Source organism: Paenibacillus cucumis (ex Kampfer et al. 2016), from assembly GCF_019748695.1.
GTDB lineage: Bacteria > Bacillota > Bacilli > Paenibacillales > Paenibacillaceae > Paenibacillus > Paenibacillus polysaccharolyticus.
Map to the genome: position 1 here is coordinate 26,323 of NZ_JACLIC010000004.1, position 25,669 is coordinate 51,991.

At 46.6% G+C, this 25,669-nt stretch carries 26 protein-coding genes and 1 other annotated feature; all 26 genes read left to right on the plus strand.

Annotation, left to right across the window (positions count from 1 at the left end; genetic code table 11):
- Positions 1-36 precede the first annotated feature (36 nt).
- The 26 genes from H7T88_RS02140 to H7T88_RS02265 all read left to right on the plus strand — a co-directional run bounded on the left by H7T88_RS02140 (position 37) and on the right by H7T88_RS02265 (position 25,112).
- Positions 37-1,413, plus strand: a complete 1,377-nt coding sequence (locus H7T88_RS02140; protein WP_154960643.1) for a bifunctional folylpolyglutamate synthase/dihydrofolate synthase — start codon at positions 37-39, stop codon at positions 1,411-1,413.
- Between the two features lie 5 nt (positions 1,414-1,418).
- On the plus strand, positions 1,419-2,789 hold the full coding sequence (gene murC, locus H7T88_RS02145) for a UDP-N-acetylmuramate--L-alanine ligase (RefSeq protein WP_145335310.1): 1,371 nt from the start codon (positions 1,419-1,421) through the stop codon (positions 2,787-2,789).
- Positions 2,790-3,063: 274 nt separating this feature from the next.
- Entirely contained in the window at positions 3,064-4,245 is a 1,182-nt protein-coding gene (locus H7T88_RS29000; RefSeq protein WP_221786621.1) for an SPOR domain-containing protein, read from the plus strand.
- A gap of 146 nt (positions 4,246-4,391) precedes the next feature.
- Positions 4,392-4,634, plus strand: a complete 243-nt coding sequence (locus H7T88_RS02155) for a DUF4321 domain-containing protein (protein WP_090919108.1) — start codon at positions 4,392-4,394, stop codon at positions 4,632-4,634.
- Positions 4,635-4,723: 89 nt separating this feature from the next.
- Complete coding sequence (locus H7T88_RS02160; RefSeq protein WP_123064555.1) at positions 4,724-5,338, plus strand: Maf family protein; 615 nt, start codon at positions 4,724-4,726, stop codon at positions 5,336-5,338.
- 31 nt (positions 5,339-5,369) lie between these two features.
- Positions 5,370-6,059, plus strand: coding sequence for a RadC family protein (gene radC / locus H7T88_RS02165; RefSeq protein WP_154890965.1), 690 nt, complete (start codon positions 5,370-5,372; stop codon positions 6,057-6,059).
- A 193-nt stretch (positions 6,060-6,252) separates the two neighbouring features.
- On the plus strand, positions 6,253-7,287 hold the full coding sequence (locus H7T88_RS02170) for a rod shape-determining protein (RefSeq protein ID WP_090919103.1): 1,035 nt from the start codon (positions 6,253-6,255) through the stop codon (positions 7,285-7,287).
- Between the two features lie 180 nt (positions 7,288-7,467).
- Entirely contained in the window at positions 7,468-8,340 is an 873-nt protein-coding gene (mreC, locus tag H7T88_RS02175) for a rod shape-determining protein MreC (protein WP_090919101.1), read from the plus strand.
- Positions 8,340-8,873, plus strand: a complete 534-nt coding sequence (locus H7T88_RS02180; protein ID WP_090919098.1) for a rod shape-determining protein MreD — start codon at positions 8,340-8,342, stop codon at positions 8,871-8,873. Before mreC ends, H7T88_RS02180 begins: the two co-directional genes overlap by 1 nt.
- Positions 8,874-8,947: 74 nt before the next feature.
- Positions 8,948-9,610, plus strand: coding sequence for a septum site-determining protein MinC (locus tag H7T88_RS02185; protein ID WP_090919095.1), 663 nt, complete (start codon positions 8,948-8,950; stop codon positions 9,608-9,610).
- Positions 9,611-9,613: 3 nt separating this feature from the next.
- Positions 9,614-10,408: a septum site-determining protein MinD gene (gene minD / locus H7T88_RS02190; protein WP_090919093.1), complete on the plus strand. Its 795-nt coding sequence runs from the start codon at positions 9,614-9,616 to the stop codon at positions 10,406-10,408.
- A gap of 304 nt (positions 10,409-10,712) precedes the next feature.
- Entirely contained in the window at positions 10,713-11,654 is a 942-nt protein-coding gene (locus H7T88_RS02195; RefSeq protein ID WP_154890964.1) for a M23 family metallopeptidase, read from the plus strand.
- On the plus strand, positions 11,647-12,507 hold the full coding sequence (locus H7T88_RS02200; protein ID WP_154890963.1) for a M50 family metallopeptidase: 861 nt from the start codon (positions 11,647-11,649) through the stop codon (positions 12,505-12,507). Before H7T88_RS02195 ends, H7T88_RS02200 begins: the two co-directional genes overlap by 8 nt.
- 108 nt (positions 12,508-12,615) lie before the next feature.
- Positions 12,616-13,866 carry an Rne/Rng family ribonuclease gene (locus H7T88_RS02205; protein WP_090919087.1) on the plus strand — a complete coding sequence of 417 codons (1,251 nt, stop codon included), beginning with the start codon at positions 12,616-12,618 and terminating at the stop codon, positions 13,864-13,866.
- Positions 13,867-13,923: 57 nt separating this feature from the next.
- Positions 13,924-14,007 (plus strand) — a sequence feature (ribosomal protein L21 leader region).
- Positions 14,008-14,021: 14 nt separating this feature from the next.
- The gene (gene rplU / locus H7T88_RS02210; RefSeq protein WP_090919085.1) at positions 14,022-14,333 is read left to right on the plus strand and encodes a 50S ribosomal protein L21; all 312 of its coding nucleotides are present in this window, start codon (positions 14,022-14,024) and stop codon (positions 14,331-14,333) included.
- 13 nt (positions 14,334-14,346) lie between these two features.
- Complete coding sequence (locus H7T88_RS02215; RefSeq protein WP_090919083.1) at positions 14,347-14,676, plus strand: ribosomal-processing cysteine protease Prp; 330 nt, start codon at positions 14,347-14,349, stop codon at positions 14,674-14,676.
- Positions 14,677-14,699: 23 nt separating this feature from the next.
- Entirely contained in the window at positions 14,700-15,011 is a 312-nt protein-coding gene (gene rpmA, locus H7T88_RS02220) for a 50S ribosomal protein L27 (protein ID WP_017692622.1), read from the plus strand.
- Positions 15,012-15,161: 150 nt separating this feature from the next.
- On the plus strand, positions 15,162-15,899 hold the full coding sequence (locus H7T88_RS02225) for a Spo0B domain-containing protein (RefSeq protein WP_221786622.1): 738 nt from the start codon (positions 15,162-15,164) through the stop codon (positions 15,897-15,899).
- Between the two features lie 16 nt (positions 15,900-15,915).
- Complete coding sequence (obgE, locus tag H7T88_RS02230) at positions 15,916-17,226, plus strand: GTPase ObgE (RefSeq protein WP_154890961.1); 1,311 nt, start codon at positions 15,916-15,918, stop codon at positions 17,224-17,226.
- Positions 17,227-17,476: 250 nt separating this feature from the next.
- Positions 17,477-17,914 (plus strand): ACT domain-containing protein, encoded by a 438-nt coding sequence (locus H7T88_RS02235; protein ID WP_110898886.1) that lies wholly within the window; start codon positions 17,477-17,479, stop codon positions 17,912-17,914.
- Positions 17,915-17,960: 46 nt separating this feature from the next.
- Complete coding sequence (locus H7T88_RS02240; RefSeq protein ID WP_221786623.1) at positions 17,961-19,247, plus strand: homoserine dehydrogenase; 1,287 nt, start codon at positions 17,961-17,963, stop codon at positions 19,245-19,247.
- Positions 19,248-19,349: 102 nt separating this feature from the next.
- Positions 19,350-20,420: a threonine synthase gene (thrC, locus tag H7T88_RS02245; RefSeq protein WP_221786625.1), complete on the plus strand. Its 1,071-nt coding sequence runs from the start codon at positions 19,350-19,352 to the stop codon at positions 20,418-20,420.
- A complete protein-coding gene (gene thrB, locus H7T88_RS02250; RefSeq protein WP_221786627.1) occupies positions 20,417-21,385 on the plus strand; it encodes a homoserine kinase in 969 nt (322 codons plus the stop codon). The genes thrC and thrB overlap by 4 nt, the downstream gene beginning before the upstream one ends.
- A complete protein-coding gene (gene pheA, locus H7T88_RS02255) occupies positions 21,382-22,257 on the plus strand; it encodes a prephenate dehydratase (RefSeq protein ID WP_154890957.1) in 876 nt (291 codons plus the stop codon). Before thrB ends, pheA begins: the two co-directional genes overlap by 4 nt.
- 149 nt (positions 22,258-22,406) lie before the next feature.
- Complete coding sequence (gene ilvE, locus H7T88_RS02260; RefSeq protein WP_090919067.1) at positions 22,407-23,288, plus strand: branched-chain-amino-acid transaminase; 882 nt, start codon at positions 22,407-22,409, stop codon at positions 23,286-23,288.
- 198 nt (positions 23,289-23,486) lie between these two features.
- On the plus strand, positions 23,487-25,112 hold the full coding sequence (locus H7T88_RS02265; RefSeq protein WP_221786629.1) for a LysM peptidoglycan-binding domain-containing protein: 1,626 nt from the start codon (positions 23,487-23,489) through the stop codon (positions 25,110-25,112).
- Positions 25,113-25,669 lie beyond the last annotated feature (557 nt).

Consider the following 25,669-nt stretch of genomic DNA (forward strand, 5'->3'; position numbering starts at 1 on the left):
AATCTTCAATCAAACAGGGAACTGAAGGTGAATCAGATGACGGAATTAAACGGGACAGATAAAGCTACTCCTTTACAGACGTATGATGAGGCCGTGGATTGGATCAATGGCCTTATTCCTTTTGGTATCAGGCCTGGGCTTGAACGTATTGAAAGCCTGATGTCACAGCTTGGTAATCCGCACCAACGGCTCAAATTCATTCATGTCGCGGGAACGAACGGTAAAGGTTCGACTTGCGCTTTTTTGACGTCAGTACTGCTTCAAGCGGGATATGACGTTGGAACGTTTACATCACCTTATATCACCAAGTTTACAAACCGTTTTCAATATAACGGTGAAGACATCCCAGAAGAGACATTGTTAAAGCTGTCGAATCGTTTGCTTCCTCTCGTAAAAGAAATGGCGTCAACACCGCTCGGATCACCGACGATGTTTGAAGTATCGACGGCACTGGCACTGCTATATTATGCGGAAGAGTGTTACCCCGATATTGTAGTATGGGAGACTGGGCTTGGGGGAAGGATGGACGTAACGAATATTGTTACTCCCGTTGTGTCCGTCATCACCAATATCGGTATGGATCATACGGATATCCTTGGAGATACCGTTGAGCAGATTGCACATGAAAAGGCGGGCATCATTAAGCCGGGTGTACCCGTTGTAACCTGTGCTGTACAACCTGAAGCCGTAAAGGTCATTCAGGAGAGAGCGAAGCGATTGCAATCAACGGTGTACTTGGCTGGGGACCAATTTTCATACCAAAGACTTGAAAGTAGCAAGGATGGACAAACGCTTCAGTTCTCCGGTCCATTCCGTGATCTGAATATTCACATTCGTATGCAAGGTGTATATCAATGTGATAATGCTGTTGCTGCATTAATGTCTCTTGAATTACTAAGACAATATATGGCATTTATGCTGGATGAAGACGATATTAAACTTGGTTTTGAGAATGCCTTCTGGGCGGGAAGATTTGAGAAAGTCAGTGACAATCCACTGATTGTACTCGATGGAGCGCATAATCCTGAAGGGGCAGAATCGCTTGCCAAGAGCATTATCGACGGTTATCCCCAAAAAAAGTTAATTTTGATGATGGGTATGCTGGCGAATAAGCATCACGAAGCATATTTGCAGCATATACTGCCACTAGTGGATACGCTGATCCTGACCGAGCCAGATTTCCGCCGTAAAATGGCTGCAACCGAATTGTTGCAGATTGTCGAACGGGTACGTCCCGCCATTGCGAAGCAGGAACTGGATATCATCGTCGAGCCGAACTGGGCAAAGGCACTTGATCTATTGAAGTCACGGACGGAAGCGGAGGATCTGGGGGTGGTTTCCGGCACGCTTTATCTGATTGCGGACGTGCGGGCGGCCCTTTTGCATCAAACCGATTCTGAAAAAGGTTGGTGAAAGTTTTGTTAAACACATCGGAACATGTTCATTTTATAGGGATTGGCGGTTATGGCATGAGTGCCATCGCCCGGGTTATGCTGGAGATGGGATATACCGTTACCGGATCGGATGTCGCTTCACAGGAGTTGACAGAGAAGTTGGCAGCCAAAGGGGCGAAAATATATATTGGACATACCGCGGAGCATGTGAACGGGGCGGATCTTGTCGTTTACTCTACAGCAGCTCCTGCGGATAATGTGGAACGTGTAGCTGCGGAGCAGCTAAACATACCAATCCTTCATCGCGCTCAAATGCTGGCACGTCTGTTAAACGAGCGCAAAGGCGTGGCCGTTGCAGGTGCGCATGGCAAAACGACAACTTCTTCCATGATCGCACTGGTTATGGAGCAATGTGAAATAGATCCTACCTATATTATAGGTGGAGAAATCATGAATTTGGGAACCAATGCCAAAGCAGGTCAAGGCGAGTGGGTTGTCGCGGAAGCGGACGAGAGCGATGGCTCTTTTTTACAGTACCATCCTTGGCTTGGCATCGTAACGAACATTGAAGCTGACCATCTAGAGAATTATAACAGTGACTTCGAGGAACTAAAGAAAGCCTATGTACAGTTCCTCAGTCAGATTCGTCCAGAGGGCACAGCCATTGTATGCGCTGATGATGAAAATGTGCAGGCTATTTTGCCGCATCTCAAGTCTCGCATTACAACTTACGGCATCGAGCAGGCTGCTGATTACACAGCTACAGATATCGTTCTCGGGGATCGCCGTATCTCGTTCACCATGAATCATCGAGGTACAGCGATGGGAACAGTGGAGTTGTCAGTACCTGGTAAACACAACGTCTACAATGCGATGGCTACGGTTATTACCTGTCTTGAAGCAGGCATTCCGTTTGAGAAGATTACAGCAGCTATCGTGCAATTCCATGGGGCGAAACGCAGATTTCAGGTGTTGGGTGAGGCGCGTGATATGCTCATTATCGACGATTACGCTCATCACCCTACAGAAATTGAAGCTACAATTAGTGCGGCGAAAGCGACAGGTAAACGAATAATTGCTGTATTTCAGCCACAGCGTTATACACGGACATTTTTCCTGCTGGATGCGTTCAGCCGGGCTTTTGCCGAGGCGGATGAGGTGCTGATTACCGATATCTATTCTCCTGCCGGTGAAAAGCAGATTGAAGGTGTACACTCCGCAAGACTCGTTGAACTGATCGTGCAGAACAGCAATGCATCAGCAAGATACCTGCCGACCAAAGAGGAAGTTGTGGCTGATCTAGAGCCGCGGCTACAACCAGGAGATCTTGTGCTTACGATGGGCGCAGGGGATATTTGGAAAGTGGGCGATATACTCGCCAAAGGTTTGAAATAATTTTGTGATTTCAAAATGATGCAAGTTGAACTTAGGGATCAACAAATTGGGGAACAATCGCTACTATTCTTGTGATTTCTCATCGGAGTATATGTTCCATGAACCTTTTGATCAACGGGTACCGTACTTAAAACGTCTGTCTTCTTCATGGAGCCAGGCGTTTTTGGCTTGGGATTCATATGATTAGAAAGTCTGAAGATTTAATCATTCCGTGGAATGTTATCCTCCATCTCAACATATAGATGATATAAATGGGACAAAGGAGAGGGTACGGGTGAGCAACGCCAGAATGACGTTTCGCTTCGGAGATCAGGAGTCGGACAAGCTGGAAAAGCAGGGGATGACGGCATCCAGTACACTGGTCACAATGAACGAAAATTTGCCTAATACAGTACAGTCGTTGCCGAAGCCTGAACCAGACACAAACAACACCTCTAGTTCATCAATGGCAGTAGAGGACATGCCTATGGATTGGGGAGGGACGATTCTGGCAGATGCTTCCCGTTCACCCCATACAAACTACGCCTCAGATCGGAATATGCAGGATGATAAATATGAATTTGATTCGGAAAGAAGTCAAGATCTGGATCAGGGCCATAACTGGATGATCGAATCGGAGAACTATTCATATAAACGAAATCGTCCTCCCAGAGGCTGGAAGATGATCGGCTCTGTTTCAGGGGCATTGGTAACCGGAGCACTGTTCGGTATGGTTATTTTGTCCCTTTTTAACAAGGAGAACGTGGTGAAACCGGATGAAATGCTTCCTGTGAATCAGAGCATTTCTACTGTGTCAGGTCAGGAGGGGGAGGCCGGAACAGCAGGGCAACTTGAAATTTCATCTGCAGGCGGTACATATTATGCCCTACAATATGGAGTGTTTAGTTCTCCGGAGCGAGCGGAACAAGCGAAGCTTGAACTCACCCAAACGGGCTTAGCTGCGAGTTCGGACCCTGAAGATGGCAATCGCGTATATGCCGGCATCTCTGCGGATCGTGAGGAGGCCAAGCTCCTCAGTACCAGACTAAAGTCTCAGGGAGTGGAATTATATGTCAAAGAAATCGTCAATCCGGCGGTGGATCCGGCGATCTTTGGTAATAAGCAGGAGGACGTTGCTCTTTTCTTCAAAAACAGCTCCGCGCTTGTCGATCAGTTATCAACACTCTCGATCCAGCAATTGGGTCAGTCAGTACAAGCAGCCATTTCACCAGAGATGATGGAAGCACTACAGACGCAGCATCAAACGTGGTTGACCGGCATAAAGAGCCTTGCGCCTGGAATGGCGGTAGACGTTCAACCGGTTGTGACCAGCATGGAGAAATCGATGAACAGTGCGATAACAGCCATTGCAGAGTATAATAAAAATCCGGACGCTGTTCACATGTGGGCGGTACAGTCAGATTTGATGGAGTATGTGCTCCAACAGAAAAAGTGGCTTGAGTCTATAAAGCAATAAAGCTCCTATTCTCATAACAACGCCTCAAAACTCCTATCCGGCAAGGAACTGGAAATAGTTCCCCCTGCCGGATTTGTGTTTGTATTGACGTACAAAACCCCGTATAATAATGTGGGTGTCAAAAAATGGCGAGGGAAGATTAACCGATGAAAAAAAACTTCGGCGTGTTATTATTGTTTCTGCTGCTTGGCTGGATGGCCGGAGCGTGGATCGCCAAGGCACTGCAGCCTGTTAAAGCTGTAGCCTTTTTAACCAAGGTCACGACGATTCGCTGGTCGCCCCAGGCTGATCTCGATATTTTCAGTTATGACCTTTCATTTCAATTTCAAATGAGCCTCCTGAGTCTGATTGGTATTATTGCGGCTGTGTGGCTGTATCGCAGACTGTAGGAGAATGACGAATGTTGACCAAAAAAATAAACTAGTGACATCTATTATTGTGATTCGGACAGATGTTGCCGTAGTATAAGGAGCCGTTAATGTCGAATAACACAGAACAGCGCCCGATTATTCTGGCCTCCACATCGCCGCGGCGCAAGGAACTGATCGCGTCACTCCATTTAGCGTTTGAAGTTATACCGAGTTATGCCGATGAGAATACACCATCAGACTGGACCCCAGAACAGACCGTGCAAGAATTGGCTCTTCGCAAGGCGCTTGCTGTGTATCGTGGACTGGAAGGTAGCAGTAAGGATGCCATTATCGTCGGCAGTGATACCGTTGTTGTGCTTGACAATGAGATTCTGGGCAAGCCTGTGGATGAGTCTGATGCTGAGCAGATGTTGTCACGTCTGCAAGGACGGGAACATCGTGTGTTTACGGGTGTTGCTTGTATCGATGCAGCTACCGGACATTCGGTGGTGCATTATCGTCAGACGGATGTAACGATGAAGGAACTGTCTGAAGCTACGATTCGTGCGTACGTGAAGACGGGAGAACCTTCAGACAAAGCAGGGTCATATGCTATTCAAGGCATTGGCGCTTCACTGATCGACCGCATTGAAGGATGTTATTTTAATGTGGTAGGCTTGCCACTATCTCTGCTCAGTGACATGCTGGAGGGATTTGGCGTGTACGTGTTGCCACAAACATAATCAAAACGGATGCTGTGAAAAGAGGGAACGTATGGAGTCGCCTCAATACATGATGCGCGACATCCCCCAGGAAGATCGCCCGAGAGAACGCATGATGGAATATGGGGCGGGCGCCTTGAGTCATACCGAATTGCTTGCTATATTACTTCGAACAGGAACGAGAAAGGAATCCGCCATGCATATGGCACAGCGGATACTGAATCAAGCAGGTGGCATCCGTTCGTTGATGGATCTGAGCCTTGAAGAGATGACAGCTATGAAGGGCATTGGACAAGCCAAAGCGGTTCAGCTTAAAGCAGGTATTGAACTGGGCCATCGGATTGCCAAGAGTCGGCTTGCTCCATCGACATCGATCCGTACACCGCGTGATGCTGCGGATATTCTAATGGAACAACTGCGTTATTTGCAGAAAGAACATTTTGTGTGTCTTTTTTTGAATAGCAAAAATCATATCATAGCTCAGGAAACACTCTCCATGGGCAGCCTGAATGCTTCAATTGTACATCCGCGTGAAGTATTTCGTGCCGCCATCAAATGTAGCAGTGCCTCAATTGTGTGCGCACATAACCATCCCAGCGGTGATCCAACGCCTAGTCCGGAAGATATTCAGATAACCAAAAGACTGATTGAAGCCGGCGCAATCGTGGGCATTGACGTTCTGGACCACCTTGTTATTGGTGATGGAACATACGTAAGTTTGAAGGAGAAGGGCTTGGTATAATATAATGGTTGGCGTTGATGTTTTCCTATGAATGATAACGGACGTGTCCGTCAAAGATAGGTTCACTTTACTTTGCAGATTCAGATTCAAAATACTACATGCGAATATTAGCTCCACGGTTTCGTGGGAATGAAAGTTATGCTCTTGTAATGAAACAGGAGCAGCAATATGAGGCAGAAAAGGAGAATACGTCATGTTTGGTGGTTTTACGAAAGATTTGGGTATTGATTTGGGGACAGCGAATACGCTGGTTTATGTACGTGGAAAAGGAATTGTGGTGCGCGAGCCTTCGGTTGTCGCACTGCGTACGGATACAAAAAGTATCGAGGCTGTGGGTGAGTCCGCTAAAAAAATGATTGGACGTACACCTGGCAATATCCGCGCTATTCGTCCAATGAAAGATGGCGTAATTGCTGACTTCGATACTACTGCAACGATGATCAAATACTTTATTCGTCAGGCACAGAAGCAACGCTCTATGTTTCAGCGTCATCCTAACGTGATGGTATGTGTACCATCCGGAATTACGGCCGTGGAACAACGTGCAGTTGAAGATGCGACCAAACAGGCAGGAGCACGTGAGGCTTACACGATCGAAGAACCATTTGCAGCCGCTATTGGTGCAGATCTGCCCGTATGGGAACCGACAGGCAGTATGGTCGTTGATATTGGTGGCGGTACAACTGAAGTGGCAGTCATTTCTCTAGGTGGTATCGTAACCAGCCGTTCGGTGCGTGTAGCAGGTGACGAGATGGATGAATCCGTGATTCAGTACATCAAACGCCAATACAATCTGATGATCGGTGAACGTACATCCGAACAGTTGAAGATGGATATCGGTTCAGCTATGCCGCTGGAACAAGTGGAAACGATGGAAATTCGCGGACGTGATCTGGTAACAGGTCTGCCGAAGACGATTACCATTACTTCTGATGAGATCAGCGAAGCTCTGGCAGACACCGTGAATGCTATTGTTGAAGCGGTAAAAGTAACACTTGAGAAGTGCCCTCCTGAGCTTGCAGCAGACATTATGGATCGGGGAATTGTCCTGACAGGCGGCGGAGCTCTGCTTCGCAATCTGGATAAGCTGCTGGCTGGAGAGACAGGAATGCCTGTCATTGTTGCGGAGAATCCGCTAGATTGCGTAGCGATCGGCACAGGTAAAGCACTGGAAAATATTCATATGTTCAAGAGCAGAAGCAGTTCAGCAGTTCGTTCCAAGCGTTAATGGATTGCTTGCCGTCTGATCCTTGATTGGGCGGCAACACTTCAATGTAGAGTACCCGGATATCCCGGGAGAGCTATAACCCGCTTAACAGGGGAGGATCGATTGATATTCTCGCAGGGACTTCAGGTCTGATATCTCCCCGCCGGGCTGGGCTCGGAAGAGAATAATGGATGTTAGAGGGTGTTGGAACTGTTTAAACTGCTTGGCAACAAAAGACTTTTTGTTTTGCTGGTGGGCCTTGTTACATTTATCGCGCTGATGGGCTTTACGCTTAGTCCGCGAGCCAATTTATCCTGGCCGGAGAAATTCCTCAAGGATTCAGTTGGATTTGTACAATACGTATTTTACAAGCCCGCTTCTTATGTAGCGGGCTTTTTCAAAGATGTAGCGAACATGCGTGCGGTATACGAGGAAAATGAAGAGCTTCGCATCGCGATGGGACACTATACGCGTGACCGATTGAAATACAATGACTTAGAGCAAAAAAACAAGCAACTCGAGCAAGCGCTCAATTTTACAAAAGAACAACAGAATCGATACAACTATGGTTCTCGAATTGCCCAAGTAATAAGTGCCAATTCCGATCCAAACAGTAGAACGATTAACATAGACATCGGGGAGAATGCAGGCATCAAACCAGGTATGGCTGTTACATCACAGGAAGGTTTGGTTGGGGTGATCAGCCATGTCAGTTCGTATACATCAACGGTGAACTTGCTAACTTCAATGGATGCTAATGACCCAACATCGAATGCGATTGCGGCTACGGCTGTAGGCAAAGAGAAAGTGTTTGGTATGATCGAGAGTTATGATCCGAAGAGCGGTATGTTAAAGATGACCAAGATTGCAGAGGATTCCAATATCGCAAAAGGTGATGAAATTATCTCATCTGGTATCATCAACAATTTTCCAAAGTACATGCGTATTGGAGAAGTGAAAAGCGTCGAGAAGAGCGAATACGGTTTAACACAGACGGCTACAATTAAACCCTATGCCAACTTCCTCGATTGGAAAGAACTGATTGTGATCATTCCGCCTGAGGTTAAACAATAATGGTTACGCGCAAACAGGTTCTGTTTCTGTTACTGTTCATTCTGTTCATTGCTGAAGATACGATTCTGCCGCAGATCATTCCTTCAGCCTGGCAAATGCGTATATCAGCCAACCTGGTTTATATCGTTATTTTATTTTTTGCTGTGTATTATCACAGGCATACAGCCCTTGTGCTCGGCATATTATTTGGACTCTTGCATGATGTCGTCTTCTACGGGGAGATGATTGGCCCTTACGGATTCTCCATGGGATTATCTGCTTATATGATGGGACTTATATTTCAAGCACCGCGTGCACCGATGCCCATCATGGTTTCAGTTGTCCTGCTTGGAAGTTTGCTGAATGATACGATGTTATTTTTCTTATACAAGCTCTTCCAGCTCAATCATGTGACCTTTGACTGGGCACTGATTGAATACATGATCCCTAATCTGTTTGTTCACTTTGTGTTTACCCTGATCATTTATGTGCCTCTGCGCAAACAGCTGGAGAAGATCGGCACACCTAAAAGTAAAGCAGATGAAGCTTCCTGATGACATTTATGGAGCGAGAAGCAGGAACTTGGGAACCGGGGCACGAAATGTAATGAGATGGGAGGGACAGGCTTATGACGGTAAAATCGAATCACGTAACGATTAAAGGCATCCGAGACGGCTTGGTTTTCCTGTTGGACGATCAATGTGAATTCGAGGAATTGCTCTATGAGCTCCGCTATAAGCTGGAACACAGCCATCAAAACATTTTGACCGGACCGATTGTTCATGTGGATATCAAGCTTGGAGCGCGAGAAATTACGGAAGATCAGAAAGAAGAGATTCTGGATATATTGAAGCAAAAAGGGAATCTACTGATCCGATCCTTTGACTCGCCTGCACTTGTACAGGAGGTCAAAGGTCCCCCGCCGATTGTGACGATGTGCGGCATGGTACGATCAGGTCAGGTGCTTCATCATGAGGGGAATCTCCTGTTTCTCGGAGATATCAATCCAGGGGGCACGGTGACGTGTACTGGGGATATATATGTTTTGGGTTCACTCAGAGGTATGGCTCATGCTGGAATCAGCGGGGACGAAGAGGCTATTATCGCAGCATCGGTATTTGCGCCAACACAGTTGCGTATTGCTGATGTAATCAGTCGTCCTCCAGATGAATGGGAGAGTCATGAAACCGGAATGGAATTTGCTTATTTGCAGGACAATCAGATGCAGATCGACAAGATGAGCAATATCGTTCGGTTGCGCCGAGATTTTAATGTGTTTAAAGGAGTGTAGCTCATGGGAGAGGCGATCGTGATCACTTCGGGTAAAGGCGGCGTGGGTAAGACGACCACCTCGGCAAACATCGGGACAGCCCTGGCGCTGCTAGGCAAAAAGGTTTGTTTGGTCGATACCGATATCGGCCTTCGTAATCTGGATGTTGTGATGGGACTCGAGAACCGCATTATTTACGATCTGTGCGATGTTGCGGACGGCCGTTGCCGTTTGAATCAGGCTTTGGTAAAAGACAAGCGTTTCGAAGAATTATACATGTTGCCTGCAGCGCAGACGAGAGACAAAAACTCTGTATCGCCAGAACAGGTGAAAGATATCATCCTGGAACTCAAAAAAGATTTTGAATACGTCATTATTGACTGCCCGGCAGGGATTGAGCAGGGATTCAAAAATGCGGTAGCAGGAGCAGATCAGGCCATTGTGGTCACTACACCGGAAAATGCAGCAGTGCGTGATGCGGACCGTGTCATCGGCTTGCTGGAGAGTTCACACATTCAGTCTCCTAAGCTGGTAGTGAACCGGATTCGCAACAATATGGTGAAGTCAGGTGACATGCTTGATATCGATGGTATTTTACAAGTACTTAACATCGACCTGATTGGCATCGTGCCAGATGATGAACTTGTCATCAAGGCTGCCAATTCTGGCGAACCTACAGTGATGAACCCAGATTCACTTGCAGCCATTGCTTATCGCAATATTGCAAGACGAATTTTGGGGGATACCGTGCCATTAATGCAGATGGAGCAGAAGAAGGGCGCATTTTCCCGTTTCAAGAAATTTTTCGGGATGGGTTAAAGGGTATGTAGAGCGTGAAATAAATTTCGTTAAATTGAACTTCAAGTAACAGCCGGGGCAGCGTGTCCGGCTGTTTTTTTTGTGTATGCCTCGTTTACTCACTGCTCACAGGCATTGCTTTGCTTTATTACGTGTAATTACGTGGTCAGCTATTTGGTAAACTGCCGTAGTGACACTCCCACACACAACATTCGTAATTTAAAGCTAAAGCTTATTTTCGGTTCAGTTAGTATGGAGGCTTGTTCATATTCTTTGCTGTTGATTCATAGGATGTAGTAAACAAGCCTCGGCGGGAGGACATGGCATGAATACAAAACGGAGAATCAAACAGAGACGAGAAGAGCGGATACGGCGGCTTATGGATGGGGCAGTGCATGAAGTGTTGCAAGAACAAAAGCCGGTTTTTCGATGGGATCGTGGAAGAGAAAGCGATCAGGGCAGTGAAAGAGAGAGAAACGCAGACATAAGCATAGACGGAAGTAAAGATCAAGGTAGAAATAGCGAGTATGATGAAACGAACCGGCAGAAGCCGTTTGTTTTTGTAGAGGAACCAGCGGAAAGAGACCCGGAATGGTTGTGGAAGAAGGAAAATGGACATTTCGGCCCTACAGGGCGTTCTGGTTTTAATTTGATTCGATCGTTCCTACGGCGTACGGTAGTCAGTGCAGTACTATTTGCAGGCGTGTGGGGACTGTTTCAATTAAATGCATCATGGACGATAGCACCTAAAACCGTTATTGCTGAAGTACTTCATAACGACATGGATTTTGCTGCGGCTACGGCATGGTATGAACGGAATTTCGGTGGGACACCTTCTTTCCTGCCGGTACTTGGACATACCACTGATGTAGTAAACGGCTCAGGAATCCGGCAGCTTCTCGGTAAACCAATTTCAGGTACGGTCGTTCAGCCATTTGCTTTAAGTATGAAGGGAATTGAGATTGTTCCAGATGCCGCTACTACAGGAGGGCTCGTGCAAGTCGTCAGCTCAGGTGCCGGGCGTGTGCTTGAGGTTCTGGGGGATGCAACCAGCGGGTATACCGTCGTTATCCAGCACGCTGGTAAGGTGACCGCCATATACGGCCGGATGAACGAGAGTGACGTTCAGGTGAATGATTGGGTCGAAGCGGGGAATGTGGTGGGACGCTTAAAGGGTGGAAGCACGGATCAGCCTGCTACGCTTTATTTTGCGATAAAAGAAGGAGAAGAGTACGTAGACCCTGCGGAAGTCGTTGCCCTTGATTAGGGTGTGGGGAGTGCGAATCTCGCTTCATCCGTTTTTTGTCATCATCATGATGACCTCCCTGCTAACTGGACATTTTATCGAACTGATCACGCTGTTTGCCATCGTATTTATTCATGAATGCGGACATGCTGCCGCGGCGGCCCTTCTGGGCTGCCGTGTATTGTCTATACAGATGCTTCCCTTTGGGGGAGTGGCTGTTATTGAAGATGGAGGCAAACTGACGGCTTACCGCGAGATTGTCATTGCCTTGGCTGGACCGTTGCAGAACATTCTGATGGTTGGCATAGTACTGCTTCTAAGCCGATTTCAGTTGGGGGACCCACTGTTTCTGGATTATATCATCCAAGCCAACCTGCTCATTGCTTTGTTTAATCTGTTGCCAGTACTGCCTTTGGACGGGGGAAAGATCGTTCAGGCGATTGTCAGCCTGTGGGCTCCTTACTATACTACACTCATGTGGACTTATCGCATCAGTATCCTGTGTAGCGCAGGGGTTATTTTGGTTGCGATTAGCCGGTGGCTTTCCGGCGATTACGGGCTACCGTTGAACCTTTTATTAATAGGCCTTTTTTTGTTTTACTCCAATTTTACCGATTATCGGAACGTGCCTTATCGTTTTATCCGTTTTCTGATGAACCGGGAAGCTGTTTTTGTCCGGTATGCAACTACAGGTGGCTTGGCCCAACCGATAATCTCGTTCCCAGCGAAACCTTTGGACACTATTTTGCGTCTATTAAAAAGGGAACAGTACCATATGGTATACGTGATGAATAAGCAGGGACGTATCCTGGCGGTTTTGCCTGAACAGAGAGTGATTGGCTCGTACTTTCAACAAAATACCGACAAATTGTGAAGCCTACTGATGAACCTGCTCTCAAACGGGGTAATACATTTATGATCGTTATTGCCTATAATATGAAATGGATGTGGATAAATTGAAGGGTCTTCTAGAGGTGAAGCCATGAAACAAATGATTGTACATAATGAACATAACCTCATGCAAATGGCGCTTCTGGAAGAAGGCAAAGCTGTGGAGTTCACGGCAGAGCGTACACGCGAGCGCGGGTTGCTAGGTTCCTTTTTCAAGGGACGGGTAGTGAATGTGTTACCGGGTATGCAGGCTGCCTTTGTGGATATTGGTCAGAGAAAGAATGCGTTTCTGTATGTGGATGATGTGCTCCACCCCCATCTGGAGAAGCAACCTAAAATAAAACCTTCCATCTCGGAGTTGCTGCGTCCGGGTCAGGAATTAATTGTACAGGTTCTGAAGGAACCGGTAGGAAGCAAAGGAGCCCGGGTGACGACTCATTATTCACTTCCGGGCCGCTGGCTTGTCTACATGCCTGTAGCGGGTTATGTGGCTGTTTCCAAAAAGATTGCCCGGGAGGGGGATCGTTCCCGCCTCAAAGGGATGGGAGAGCGGTTGCTTCGGGACGAAGAAGGGCTGATTATTCGTACCGTATCTGCGGAAGAAGCGAATGAGGCGATTCAGACTGATTTGGAGGCATTACGAGCTCAGTGGCTTCTGATTCGAGAAAAAGCAGACAGTTTGCCTTCTCCAAGCTTGTTGCACCAAGACCAAAGCATGATTCAGCGAGTGATTAGAGATGTGTATACTCCTGGTAGTGACGAGGTGATCACGGATAGTGAAGGACAGGCTCGCGTAATACGGACGTTGCTTGAAGAGATCTGTCCAGGGCATGAGCCTCGAGTTCAGGTGTATTCCGGAACGGAATCTATCTTTGATGCTTACGGTGTACAGGAACAGCTGAACAAAGATTTTGCCCGCAAAGTTTGGCTACCCGGAGGTGGGTATATCGTTATTGATCATACCGAAGCGCTGACCGTGATTGATGTGAATACAGGCAAGTATACCGGAGCAGGTGGAGATAGTCTGGAAGAGACGGTAACCGAAACCAACATGCAGGCTGCAGTGGAGATTGCTCGGTTAATGCGACTACGGGACATTGGCGGCATGATTATCGTTGACTTCATCGATATGGAAGAGGCATCGAATCGGCATGATGTAGCGTCTGTGCTGGAGCAGGAGCTACGTAAGGATCGGACCAAAGCTTTTGTAATGGGATGGACGAAACTCGGGTTGCTTGAACTGACTCGCAAAAAAGTAAGAGAAGAAAGTACCTTGCCCTACGTGGAAGCTTGTTCTTCCTGTCATGGCACGGGGAAAAGATATATTTCACCTTTGCATTGATTTTTAATATACTGCGTGATATAATCATCAAGTATGTGTTTAAGCCTATTGGTCTTGCACATGCTGTAACCGCACTGACCAGGTTTAAGAACAGTTCCGCAAGGTACTGTCACCTGAGAACGGGCGAGTCTGAGACATGAGGAGGTGCAAGGCAAATGTACGCAATTATTGAAACAGGCGGCAAACAGTACAAAGTCCAAGAGGGCGATGTTCTGTTCATCGAGAAATTGAATGCGAACGACGGCGAAAGCGTAACGTTCGACCGTGTCCTGGCTGTATCTAACGATCAAGGTTTGACAGCAGGTACACCATTGGTTTCCGGAGCTACTGTAACGGCTAAGGTTGAGAAACATGGCAAAGGTCAAAAGGTTGTTGTATACAAATACAAACCGAAAAAGAACTACCATGTGAAGCAAGGTCACCGTCAACCGTACACTAAAGTAACTATCGAAAAAATCAAAGCGTAAGAAGGTGCGATAAGTGATTATCGTTCAAATCTTTCGTGATGAGGACGGGAACATCGAACGCTTTTCTATCGAAGGGCATGCCAATTTTGCCAAGCGTGGAGAAGATATCGTATGTGCCGGGGTATCTGCTGTTACAGTAGGTACAGTGAACTCGATTGAAGCATTAACTGGTATCGAGATGGATGCCAAGATGAAGAATGGTTTTTTAAGCGGTTCTTTACCGGTGCTGGCAAAAGGGGAAACTTTTTCTCAGGTACAGTTGTTGCTCGAATCCATGGTAGTTATGCTCTCTAATATTGCAGAGTCATACGGGAAGTATATTCAAATACAGCAACACCAATAAGCAAAGAAGGAGGAAAACCAATCATGTTGAAATTAAATCTTCAGTTGTTCGCATCGAAAAAAGGTGTAGGTTCCACGAAGAACGGACGTGACAGTAATGCACAACGTCTGGGTGTTAAACGTGCAGATGGCCAAACTGTAACTGGTGGTAGCATTCTCGTTCGCCAACGCGGAACGAAAATTCACCCAGGAACAAACGTAGGTATCGGTAAAGATGACACTTTGTTCGCGAAAATCGACGGCGTTGTTAAATTCGAACGTTGGGGTCGCGATCGCAAAAAAGTAAGCATCTACCCTGTAAACGTTGCTCCAGTAGCAGCTGCAGTAGAAGCTTAATATCGGCATTCCGCCTAAGGAGCCTTCGGCATTTTTGCCGGAGGTTTTTTGCATTCTGCGACTATTCGATAATGAACTGGCAGAAAAGACATGTTATACTTGGTTACGGTGGGTTGAAACCAACCTAGTTTGGTAGAACGGGGAGAAGCCATGAAATCCTGGAAAAGAGTGCCGTGGATTGCGGCATGTTCACTTGTGATTCCTTTGGTTTTCGTTATGTTGTATCCAACGTCTTTTGCGAGCGTTGTATGCGCATTTTGGTCCGTCGCAGTGATGTTAGTATCAGGATATGCGATGAAAAAGCAGGCGGAGGCGGAACGCAGAATCATCATTCAATCCATGGAAAAAACAGCAATAGCTTCATTAAATCATCATCGGCATGACTGGATGAACGATCTCCAAGTGTTATATGGATATCTTAGGCTGGGCAAACTTGATAAATCCCTGCAATGTGTGGAAAGAATAAAAGAGCGGGTAACGGAAGAAAGCCGTATATCTAAATTAGGTATACCTTCTCTCGTCTTTTATTTGCAATCTTTTCGGGCCAGTGGAGCTGCACTGGAATTGCATGTGGAAGTAGAAGAAGAGCTGCAGCTCAGTGCTCTGGTCTCTCCCGAGGATGGCGAGTCGCTTACGGGGGCGATTGCGGATGCAATTCGGGCCTATCAGTATGGCGGTGGCCGGTCGTCTTGGGGAGAGGTACGCAAACTGACCTTGAACTTCGGACAGGATCACGGAGATGTCGTCGTCCGGTTGGACGGAGATCAAACCCCGGATCCAGAAACGCTGCGGCAATTAACAGCTGTACTCAAAGGTAAAAAAGTCAGAACGGAGCAGCTTCCGTCTGGGGATACGTTTGTACAATTCAGAATGCCTTGTGGAATATAGGAAGAAGGGGTAACCAATGTTTGTTGATAAAGCGAAGATTTATGTAAAAGCAGGAGATGGAGGAGACGGTATCGTCTCTTTCCGTCGTGAGAAATATGTACCGGAGGGTGGCCCTGCCGGCGGCGATGGCGGCCGGGGAGCCGATATTATTTTCCGGGTAGATGAAGGTCTGCGGACATTGATGGACTTTCGTTATCAGCGTCACTTCAAAGCCCCACGTGGTGAGAAGGGACGTAACAAAAGCCAGCATGGTGCCAATGCAGAGAACATGATTGTGCGTATCCCGCCGGGTACGACGATTGTGGATGAAGACAGTGGCGAAGTGTTAGCTGATCTAACGCGTCACGGGCAGCAGGTGGTTGTAGCCAAAGGTGGCCGCGGCGGGCGTGGTAACATCCGCTTTGCAACGCCAAGAAACCCGGCACCTGAACTTGCCGAGAACGGTGAGGAAGGCGAAGAGCGTTATATCGTGCTTGAGCTTAAAGTCATGGCGGATGTGGGACTAGTCGGGTTCCCGAGTGTGGGTAAATCTACGTTGCTGTCCGTTGTATCTGCTGCCAAGCCGAAGATTGGGGCATACCATTTCACAACCATTACCCCTAACTTGGGTGTCGTTGATGTGGGTGAGGGCCGCGGTTTTGTTATGGCCGATTTGCCGGGTCTGATTGAAGGGGCACATGAGGGTGTCGGACTGGGACATGAGTTCCTGCGACATGTTGAGCGAACGCGAGTTATTATTCATGTTGTGGATATGTCGGGTTCTGAAGGGCGCGATCCTTTCGAAGACTGGCAGAAAATTAATGATGAGCTGCGACTATACAATCCGGTGCTTGCCGAGAGACCGCAGGTTGTAGCTGCGAACAAAATGGATATGCCGGATTCCGAAGCTAATCTGGAGCAATTTTTGCAACAGGTTCGTGAAGTGAAGCCAGATATTGAAATCATGCCTATTTCGTCGCTGACTCGTCAAGGTATTCAGGAACTGTTGTACCGAGCGGCTGATCTGCTGGATCAGATTCCGGATGAGCCTGAGGTAGAAGAAGTAGCCGATCTTTCCGAGCGTAAAGTATACAGTTTGGAGAAAAAAGAGGACGAAGGTTTCCGTATTGTGCGTGAGAACGATACATTCATTGTGGAGAGTGTCAAGATTGATCGCATGATGAAACGGATGCAGTTGAATTCACACGAGGCTATTCTGAAGTTGGCGCGTACACTTCGTCACATGGGTGTGGATGATGAGCTTCGTAAACGTGGTGCCGTGGAAGGTACGATTGTGCGTATTGGAGATTTTGAGTTTGAATTTGTGGAAAGCAGCAGTTACTACTAAGCCGCTAGGCCAAAAAAATTGTGAACATCATCGGCTGATGATTGCTTAATAAAAATGAGAAACGCAGTGAAGCGGGAAGTTACCGTGAGGCTGCGTTTTTTTTGTTTGTTTTCTGACATGAGAAAGAGAAGTCTGTATAATGTGAGAAACAGTTTTTGAAAAATAGACATGTCACGTATTGCCCTTTTGTGATTCATCCTATATAATGTCCACTATATGAATACATGAGTCTTTGAGGAGAGGACGTTCTGTGAATGAACGCTATTACTTAGTACGGGAAGATATTTTGCCTGAAGCTGTGGTAAAAACGATGCAGGTGAAAGAGCTGCTTGCTTCCGGTGATGTTAAAACAGTGCATGAGGCCGTCGAGCAGGTCGGATTAAGCCGAAGTGCCTTTTACAAGTACAAAGATGGAATCCATCTGATCAATCAGCTGGAGCGTGAGCGAATCGTAACGATCTCGATTGACCTGGAGCATCAGTCTGGTATTCTGTCTCGTGTGCTTGGACATTTTGCAGGTTATGGAGCCAACGTGCTTACGATTAATCAGAGTATTCCGCTTCAGGGCAGAGCCAATGTTGTCATTTCCGTGGAAACGACGCATCTGCATGGAGAGATTGGAGAAATGCTGGATCGAATGCAAGATATGCCTGGGGTGAAGCGTACACGGATCGTAGGCCAAGGTTAATCGGGCTTAGAGAATATAGGATTAGACAATAGGGGGTAGGTCGTTAGTGAAACCGGTAAAAGTCGGATTGTTGGGCCTGGGCACGGTTGGAACGGGCGTTGTCCGAATTGTGGAAGGGAATCAGGAGGATTTGAGCAGCCAGGTGGGGTCGCCAATTATCATTGAGAAGATTGCAGTGAAGAACACGGAGAAGGATCGTGTTATTCCTATTGACCGGGCGAAGCTAACAGAGAACCCTTGGGATGTCATTCGTCACCCGGACATTGATGTTATCGTTGAAGTGATGGGCGGCATCGATCAGACGAAAGAATATATTCTTGAGGCATTGGAACGTGGGAAACATATCGTAACAGCGAACAAGGATCTTATGGCATTGCACGGTTCAGAGATTCTGGCTAAAGCGCAGGAAAAGCAATGTGATGTGTTTTATGAGGCCAGTGTGGCTGGAGGCATCCCGATCATCCGCACGCTGATTGAAGGTTTCTCTTCGGACCGGATCACGCGGATTATGGGGATTGTGAACGGCACAACGAACTATATTTTGACGAAAATGAGTCAGGAAGGCGCATCCTATGAAGAGGTGCTAGCGGAAGCACAAGCTTTAGGGTACGCGGAAACAGACCCGACCTCAGATGTAGAAGGACTCGATGCTGCTCGAAAAATGGCAATCTTGGGTACCCTCGGTTTCCGGACGAATGTGGAATTGAAGGATGTTACCGTTAAGGGGATCTCCTCCGTCACGCGTGAAGATATAACGTATGCTAAAAGACTGGGATATGAGTTGAAGTTACTTGGCATCGCAGATCGCATCGATGATGAGATTACGATTAGTGTGCAACCAACGATGGTGAGAAAGAACCACCCAATCGCATCGGTAAACGGTGTGTTCAATGCAGTGTATGTACACGGTGAGGCGGTAGGCGAGACGATGTTCTACGGAGCAGGGGCGGGTGAATTGCCAACAGCCACTTCCGTAGTTGCTGACATTGTTGCCGTAACGAAAAACCTCAAGCTTGGTGTAAACGGATTAAAAGCAATCGTGCCATATAAACAGAAGAGACTGCAGAGTGATGAGCAGATTTTTTCGAAAAATTTTATATTACTGCACGTGGACGACAAAGCAGGGGTGCTGGCGCAGATTACGCAGATTTTTGCCGAATATGAAGTCAGTCTCGCTTCTGTTGTGCAACAGCCGAATGAGCACAATCCAGACGCTGAGATCATTATCGTTACACATAATGCAAGTAAGGCGAGCATGGACAAGGTGCTTAAGCATTTTGAATCACTCAACGTGATTCGCCGCATTAAGAGTGTTTATCGTGTAGAAGGTTAGTTGTTGAGTCATTTTAAAATATAATTAGTTTATATTTTTGTTTTGCAAGCAAATCATCATTTCATGAATCTAGATCATTAAACCTAAAGGAGTTTACCCACAATGAGATATCAAGGATTACTGCAAACTTACAAAGAACACCTTCCAGTCAATGAAAATACGCCACAGCTTACACTTCAGGAAGGAAATACGCCGCTGATTCATGCAGAGAATCTGTCGAAGGAACTCGGATTGAATCTGTATTTCAAATATGAAGGCTTGAATCCTACAGGTTCTTTCAAGGACCGCGGAATGGTTATGGCTGTTGCCAAAGCAATGGAAGAAGGCAGCCGTACGATTATGTGTGCATCTACTGGTAATACATCCGCAGCTGCTGCAGCCTATGCCGCACGTGGTGGGTTGAATTGTATCGTATTGATTCCAAATAACAATATTGCATTGGGTAAACTCGCTCAAGCGATGATCTATGGTGCCAAAGTCATCGCGATCAATGGTAACTTTGACCGTGCCCTTGAGATTGTACGTGAAATTACGGCTAAACACCCGATTACACTCGTAAACTCTGTGAATCCATACCGGATTGAAGGACAGAAGACAGCTGCTTTTGAATTGGTTGAGCAATTGGGAGATGCACCGGATGTTCTGGCTATTCCGGTTGGTAACGCGGGTAATATTTCAGCATACTGGAAAGGCTTTAAAGAGTATAAAGAGGCAGGGAAATCGAACACATTGCCGCGTATGGTCGGGTTTGAGGCAGAAGGAGCTATGGCAATTGTTAAGGGAGAACCCATTCTTGAGCCAGAAACTGTAGCTACAGCGATTCGAATCGGTAACCCTGCCAGCTGGAAAACAGCAGTGGCTGCAGCTGAAGAGTCAAATGGTCAGATTAACTACGTTACGGATGACGAGATTTTGGCGGCATACCGCATCATTGCGGCACGTGAAGGGGTGTTTGCTGAACCGGCTTCTGCTGCATCCGTGGCTGGTGTGTACAAATTGCATAGTGAGGGCTACTTCAAAGGCGGAGAAACGGTTGTATGCGTGTTAACAGGTAACGGCCTGAAAGATCCGAATGTAGCAATTAAAACGGCTGCTGTGGAGCCGCTGGTCGTTGAAGATACAGAAGAGGCAGTTATGGCAGCTATTGCCCAACTGGAACAACAGTCTGTATGAGCTTGCGTGATAAAGTAACCGTAAAAATCCCGGCAAGCACAGCCAATCTGGGTCCAGGGTTTGATACCCTGGGCATGGCCTTGTCTTTGTATGCCTGGCTTGAGATCAAACCGGCATCTGAGACCACATTTCATCTGTATGGAGAACATCTAACGGGCTTGCCTTCGGATAAATCAAATCTCCTTTATGAAGTTGCACAAATGGTATTTGGTGAGGCAGGAGTCTCTGTGCCTGAGCTTGAATTTTCGATGTATTCCGACATCCCCCTCACTCGAGGCCTTGGAAGCAGTGCATCAGCAATTGTTGGTGCGCTTGTTGGTGCCAATGCATTGATCGGCAGTCCGTTATCTAATGATAAGCTGCTAGACATGGCTACAGCACTGGAGAAACATCCAGACAACGTTGGTGCATCGTTATATGGGGGTATCATTACAGCAGCTTGGGATGGTCAACGCGTCGACTATCTTCGCATTGAGCCTCACCAGGATTTGCAGGCTTTGGTTATCGTGCCAGACTTCCAGTTGTCCACATCTAAAGCGAGGGATATCGTTCCCAAGCAGTTTGGCATGCCTGATGTCGTACACAATGTGAGTCGTTCTTCATTGCTCGTTGCTGCATTAGCCAGCGGGCGACTCGATATGATCCAAAAGGCGATGTCGGACCGGATTCACCAGCCTTATCGTGCCTCGTTGGTACCCGGCATGACGGAGATTTTAGATCATGCTACTGAACATGGTGCACTGGGTGCTGCGCTAAGCGGAGCTGGACCAACTGTTCTTACACTGGTAGATCGTCACGATACCCGGAAGGAAGAACTGGAACAGTACTTGCTGGGTATTATGAAGCAGGAGGGAATCGCGGCCTCTGCCTTATGGCTGGACCCGGACCTGGACGGCGCCCTCATACTGCCGGATCAAGATGAACGTCCTTTTTTGGACAGGATCAAAGGGGAAGTTAACGCATGAAACGAATTGCAGTTTTACCAGAAGGATCAGTCTCACACGAAGCAATCGATTTTCTTTTCGATGGGGAAGCCCTCGATTTGCAGCACTCCAAACTCATTTCGGACATTTTTCGTGCGGTTGATAGCGGGAGTGTGCAGTACAGTGTGATTCCGATTGAAAATACAATTGAAGGCTCCGTTAGTCTGCATATGGACTGGCTTGTCAATGAAGTGGATATCCCAATGCAGGCGGAGTGGGTGTATCCCTCCATCCAGAATGTTATCGGACATGGGAATGAATTTGTCACGGACGATGGCACATATGATTTTGGTAAAATCACCAAGATTCTATCCCATCCTGTGGCCATCCCGCAGTGTCAGAATTTTATTCGGCAACATTCACCTGATGCAGATCTTGAAGGCGTGAACAGCACAGCTGAAGCGGTGGAGATCGTGAAAAAAAATCCAGGTAAGGGCTGGGTAGCAATCGGCACGAAGCTGGCTGCGCAAAAGCATGGTCTCGATATTATGGCTGAACGTGTGACGGATCATGACAATAACTACACCCGTTTTGTACTAATTGGCCATGAACCGGTCGATATTCCGCGTGAACCGGATCATGTGAAGACAAGCTTGCTTGTTACATTGCCTGAGGATGCGCCGGGTGCACTCCATCAGGTGTTGTCAGCTTTTGCATGGAGAAAGCTGAACCTGACCCGTCTTGAATCTCGTCCAACGAAGAAACGTTTGGGCAGTTACTATTTTTACATTGATGTGATTGAAACGGTCGATTCCGTATTGCTCACGGCAGCCATGGCCGAAATCGAGGCTTTGAATTGTCAGGTTCGTGTTCTTGGTAGTTATCCATGTTATACATACCCTTCACGGAAATAACCGGTAGTGGTTGGATAATGAATGCAAAGAGATCATTCGGCGTCTATGTGAAATAAGAGAGTTTTTCCGTTATTTTTGTTGTAAAATGGACAGGTTCATTATGTTCCGGAAATATAGGAAATGCATATTTAATGGAGGTGCAGTTAGTCATGGCAGAACAATGGATCTATTTGGATGGTCAGTATGTAACCAAGGAAAATGCAAAAGTTTCGGTGTATGACCATGGATTCTTGTACGGAGATGGGATCTTCGAAGGTATTCGGATTTACAATGGAAATATTTTCAGATGTAAGGCTCACTTGGATCGCTTGTATGATTCGGCAAAATCCATCAGTTTGAACATTCCGCTGTCCTACGATGAGATGCTTGAAGTGATGGCTGAAACGGTACGCCGCAATGATATGCGTAACGGTTATATTCGTCTGATCGTTTCACGCGGACCAGGGAACCTGGGCCTTGACCCGACGCGTTGCCCTAAAGCTTCCGTGATCATTATTGTAGAACAGCTAGCAATCTATCCGGAAGAAGCGTATCTTACTGGATTGAAGGCCGTCTCCGTATCCCAGCGTCGTAACATCCCGGATGCGTTGAATCCGAAAATTAAATCCCTCAACTATCTGAACAACATCCTTGTCAAATTGCAATCGAACTTTTCGGGTGCAGGTGAGGCTATTATGCTAAACTCGCAAGGCTACGTAACCGAGGGCTCAAGCGATAACATTTTCATTATCAAAAATGGTGTGGTGTATACTCCGCCTTGTTACCTTGGAGCACTCGAAGGCATCACCCGTCAAGCGATTATTGATCTGTGCGGGGAGTTGGGTATTGAGTTAAAAGAAGTGCCTTTCACGCTTCATGATGTGTACATTGCAGACGAAGTATTTTTCACAGGCACGGCTGCGGAGGTTATTGCGGCTTGTGAAGTGGATGGCAGAACAATTGGTTCGGGTGTAGCGGGTCCGGTTACATTGCAATTACTTGAAGCTTTCCGTCAGATTGTTGACAAAGACGGCTACAAGGTGTGGGAATAATCACTACGTCGAATTGAATAAATAACAGGAATTCTCCTTGTCCGATAAAATGTAACATGCCTCGTGTATGTGGGATTTTAGAAGGCGGGAGGATTTTTTTTGTTCAAATGATGTCATTAGCCCGGTTGTTGCATAGGATGTAGTAACGGTATGGGCGAATGTACTGCCCAAGTATGACGTCTAGGAGGTTAGTTCCCTGTGAAAATACACATGGTGAAAAAAGGCGACACCTTATATCTGCTGTCCCAAAAATACAATGTTGCACTGGACAAATTGATTGCGGCCAATCCGCAGATCGCAGATCCCGACAAGTTGGATATTGGTATGAAGGTCAAAATTCCCACGCAGCCGGTAACACCAAAGCCAGAGGGCGTACTGCACAGTCACAAGGTAGTACAAGGAGATTCGTTATGGAAGTTGTCACAAGCTTGGGGAGTTCCGTTGAAAGACATGATCAATGCGAATCCGCAATTAAAGAATCCAAATGCTCTTCTGGTTGGAGAGACCGTCTATATTCCTTCCATGCATACACAAGGTAATCAGGCCGCGAATACCCAAATGGGGAATATGGGTACGCAAGAAAAATTATCACCTGAAGGCAAAGAGTATACGGGTGTAAAAGAAGAAACGGCACCTGTTGTACCAGCTCCTCCACCGCAGGCAGTTGAAACGCCAGTACCTGTCCCAGCATCAGTGCCTGTTGCACCGGCTAAGCCCAATATCATACCTGAATTGGAGGCTTTGCCTCAGTTACCTGTAATGCCTGAAATGAAGCCTGAGAAGAAACCAGACAAGAAAGAGGAGATGAAGTCTGAAGTTCAAGTCCAACCTGTAAACGAAGCAAAAAAACCTCAAATGCCTAATCTTTCACCTGAAGTGATGCCTCTGCCTGTAATGCCTAACATCGAACCGGCTGTGAGTGTCGAGCCATCGGTTAAGGCGCCGTGTGGCTGTGGTCAAAAAATGCTCCATGCTCCGATGGAACATCCTTATATGCAGGTGCCTGTACCTACACAAGAGGTATACGCTGTTCAGCAAAACAACATGTATACGGCAGGGATGGCCAACAACTCTCCTTTCCCTGGTGTTCAGGATGTTGGTGCTTATAATATGGGTAGCATGCCAAATAGCCCATGGATGGGAGCAGAACAGACTTTTAATCATAATAACGTAATGCCAAATATATCTCCTGAGATGACGAATAATGCATTTCCAATTTCGCCAGCAGCTCAAATAAACAGTCCTTTCCCAAGTATTGCAGCTGCAACGAACCAGATGAACAATCAACCGCCATTTATTTCTCCGTACTCCATGCTTCCGTACCCTCCATGCGGATGTGGATCGCATACACATGCTCCTCAATATACTTATCCTGCGTATGGTTATCAGGAACCAGCTTGGGGAATGTATGGTCACCCGAATGGTATGCCGCCTGAAATGTCCACATCTGTTATGCCAAATCATCCGATGGAATATGCTTATCAAAATCCGTATCCGGCTCAAAATATGGTTCCGCCATCTCCGCTTGGTGCTTTTGGAGAGATGTACCCTTCTCAAGTCCATGATGCCAACAGTGGGAAAAAGGGAGGGCGTGACAATGCGAACTTAAGTCAGGCCGCTTTTGAAGAGGTTGATCCGGAATCTGACGCGAAACCGAAATCAACGCCGTCTAAAAATGGAACGGCAAAACGAAGAACAAGTAAAACACCTGCGAAAAGTAAATCAAAGGTATCTGTGTCTGGAAAATCTACTAGAGAACACAAGACGTCCACGAATTCACAAAAACCAGCCAAGAAACGTCGTAATCCCTGGATTCAACATTAAGAGTAATCTGAAATAGAATGATGGTTGTTGCGAAAAGGTCAGTTCAATAAATTAGAACTGGCCTTTTCGCTTGAGCAGTTACAACGAGAATAGACGATGTGTTTGAAATGATGGAGGTGTCGAATAAACAAAATATTGCTGATAACGTTTGAAAGCCCGTTCAAAAATATGTTATAATATGTATGCGCTTTAATTTCAGGTTGAAACTAGCTTTGAATTGAAGTGTACATGCAAAACTCTGTAGAAATAAAACTATAATTCAAAAACTCTTGCATTAATTTTGGCCATGTGTTACATTATTTAAGTCGCCGCTGAAACACGTTGGTGACTAAATAAGAAGTTTGATCTTTGAAAACTGAACAACGAGTGAGTAAACATTCTGCTTGCAGAATGACGTGAAGGTTTTGGTGCATGCTATCTGGCTGTATGAAAACTGGAACACAAATGAGATTTTAATCTCGTCAGATTCAAAATGAGCTTATCGCTCTTTTCAATACCCCGATGAGTTACACAGCGTTTAACGACGCTGCGAAATTCATCTTTATTGGAGAGTTTGA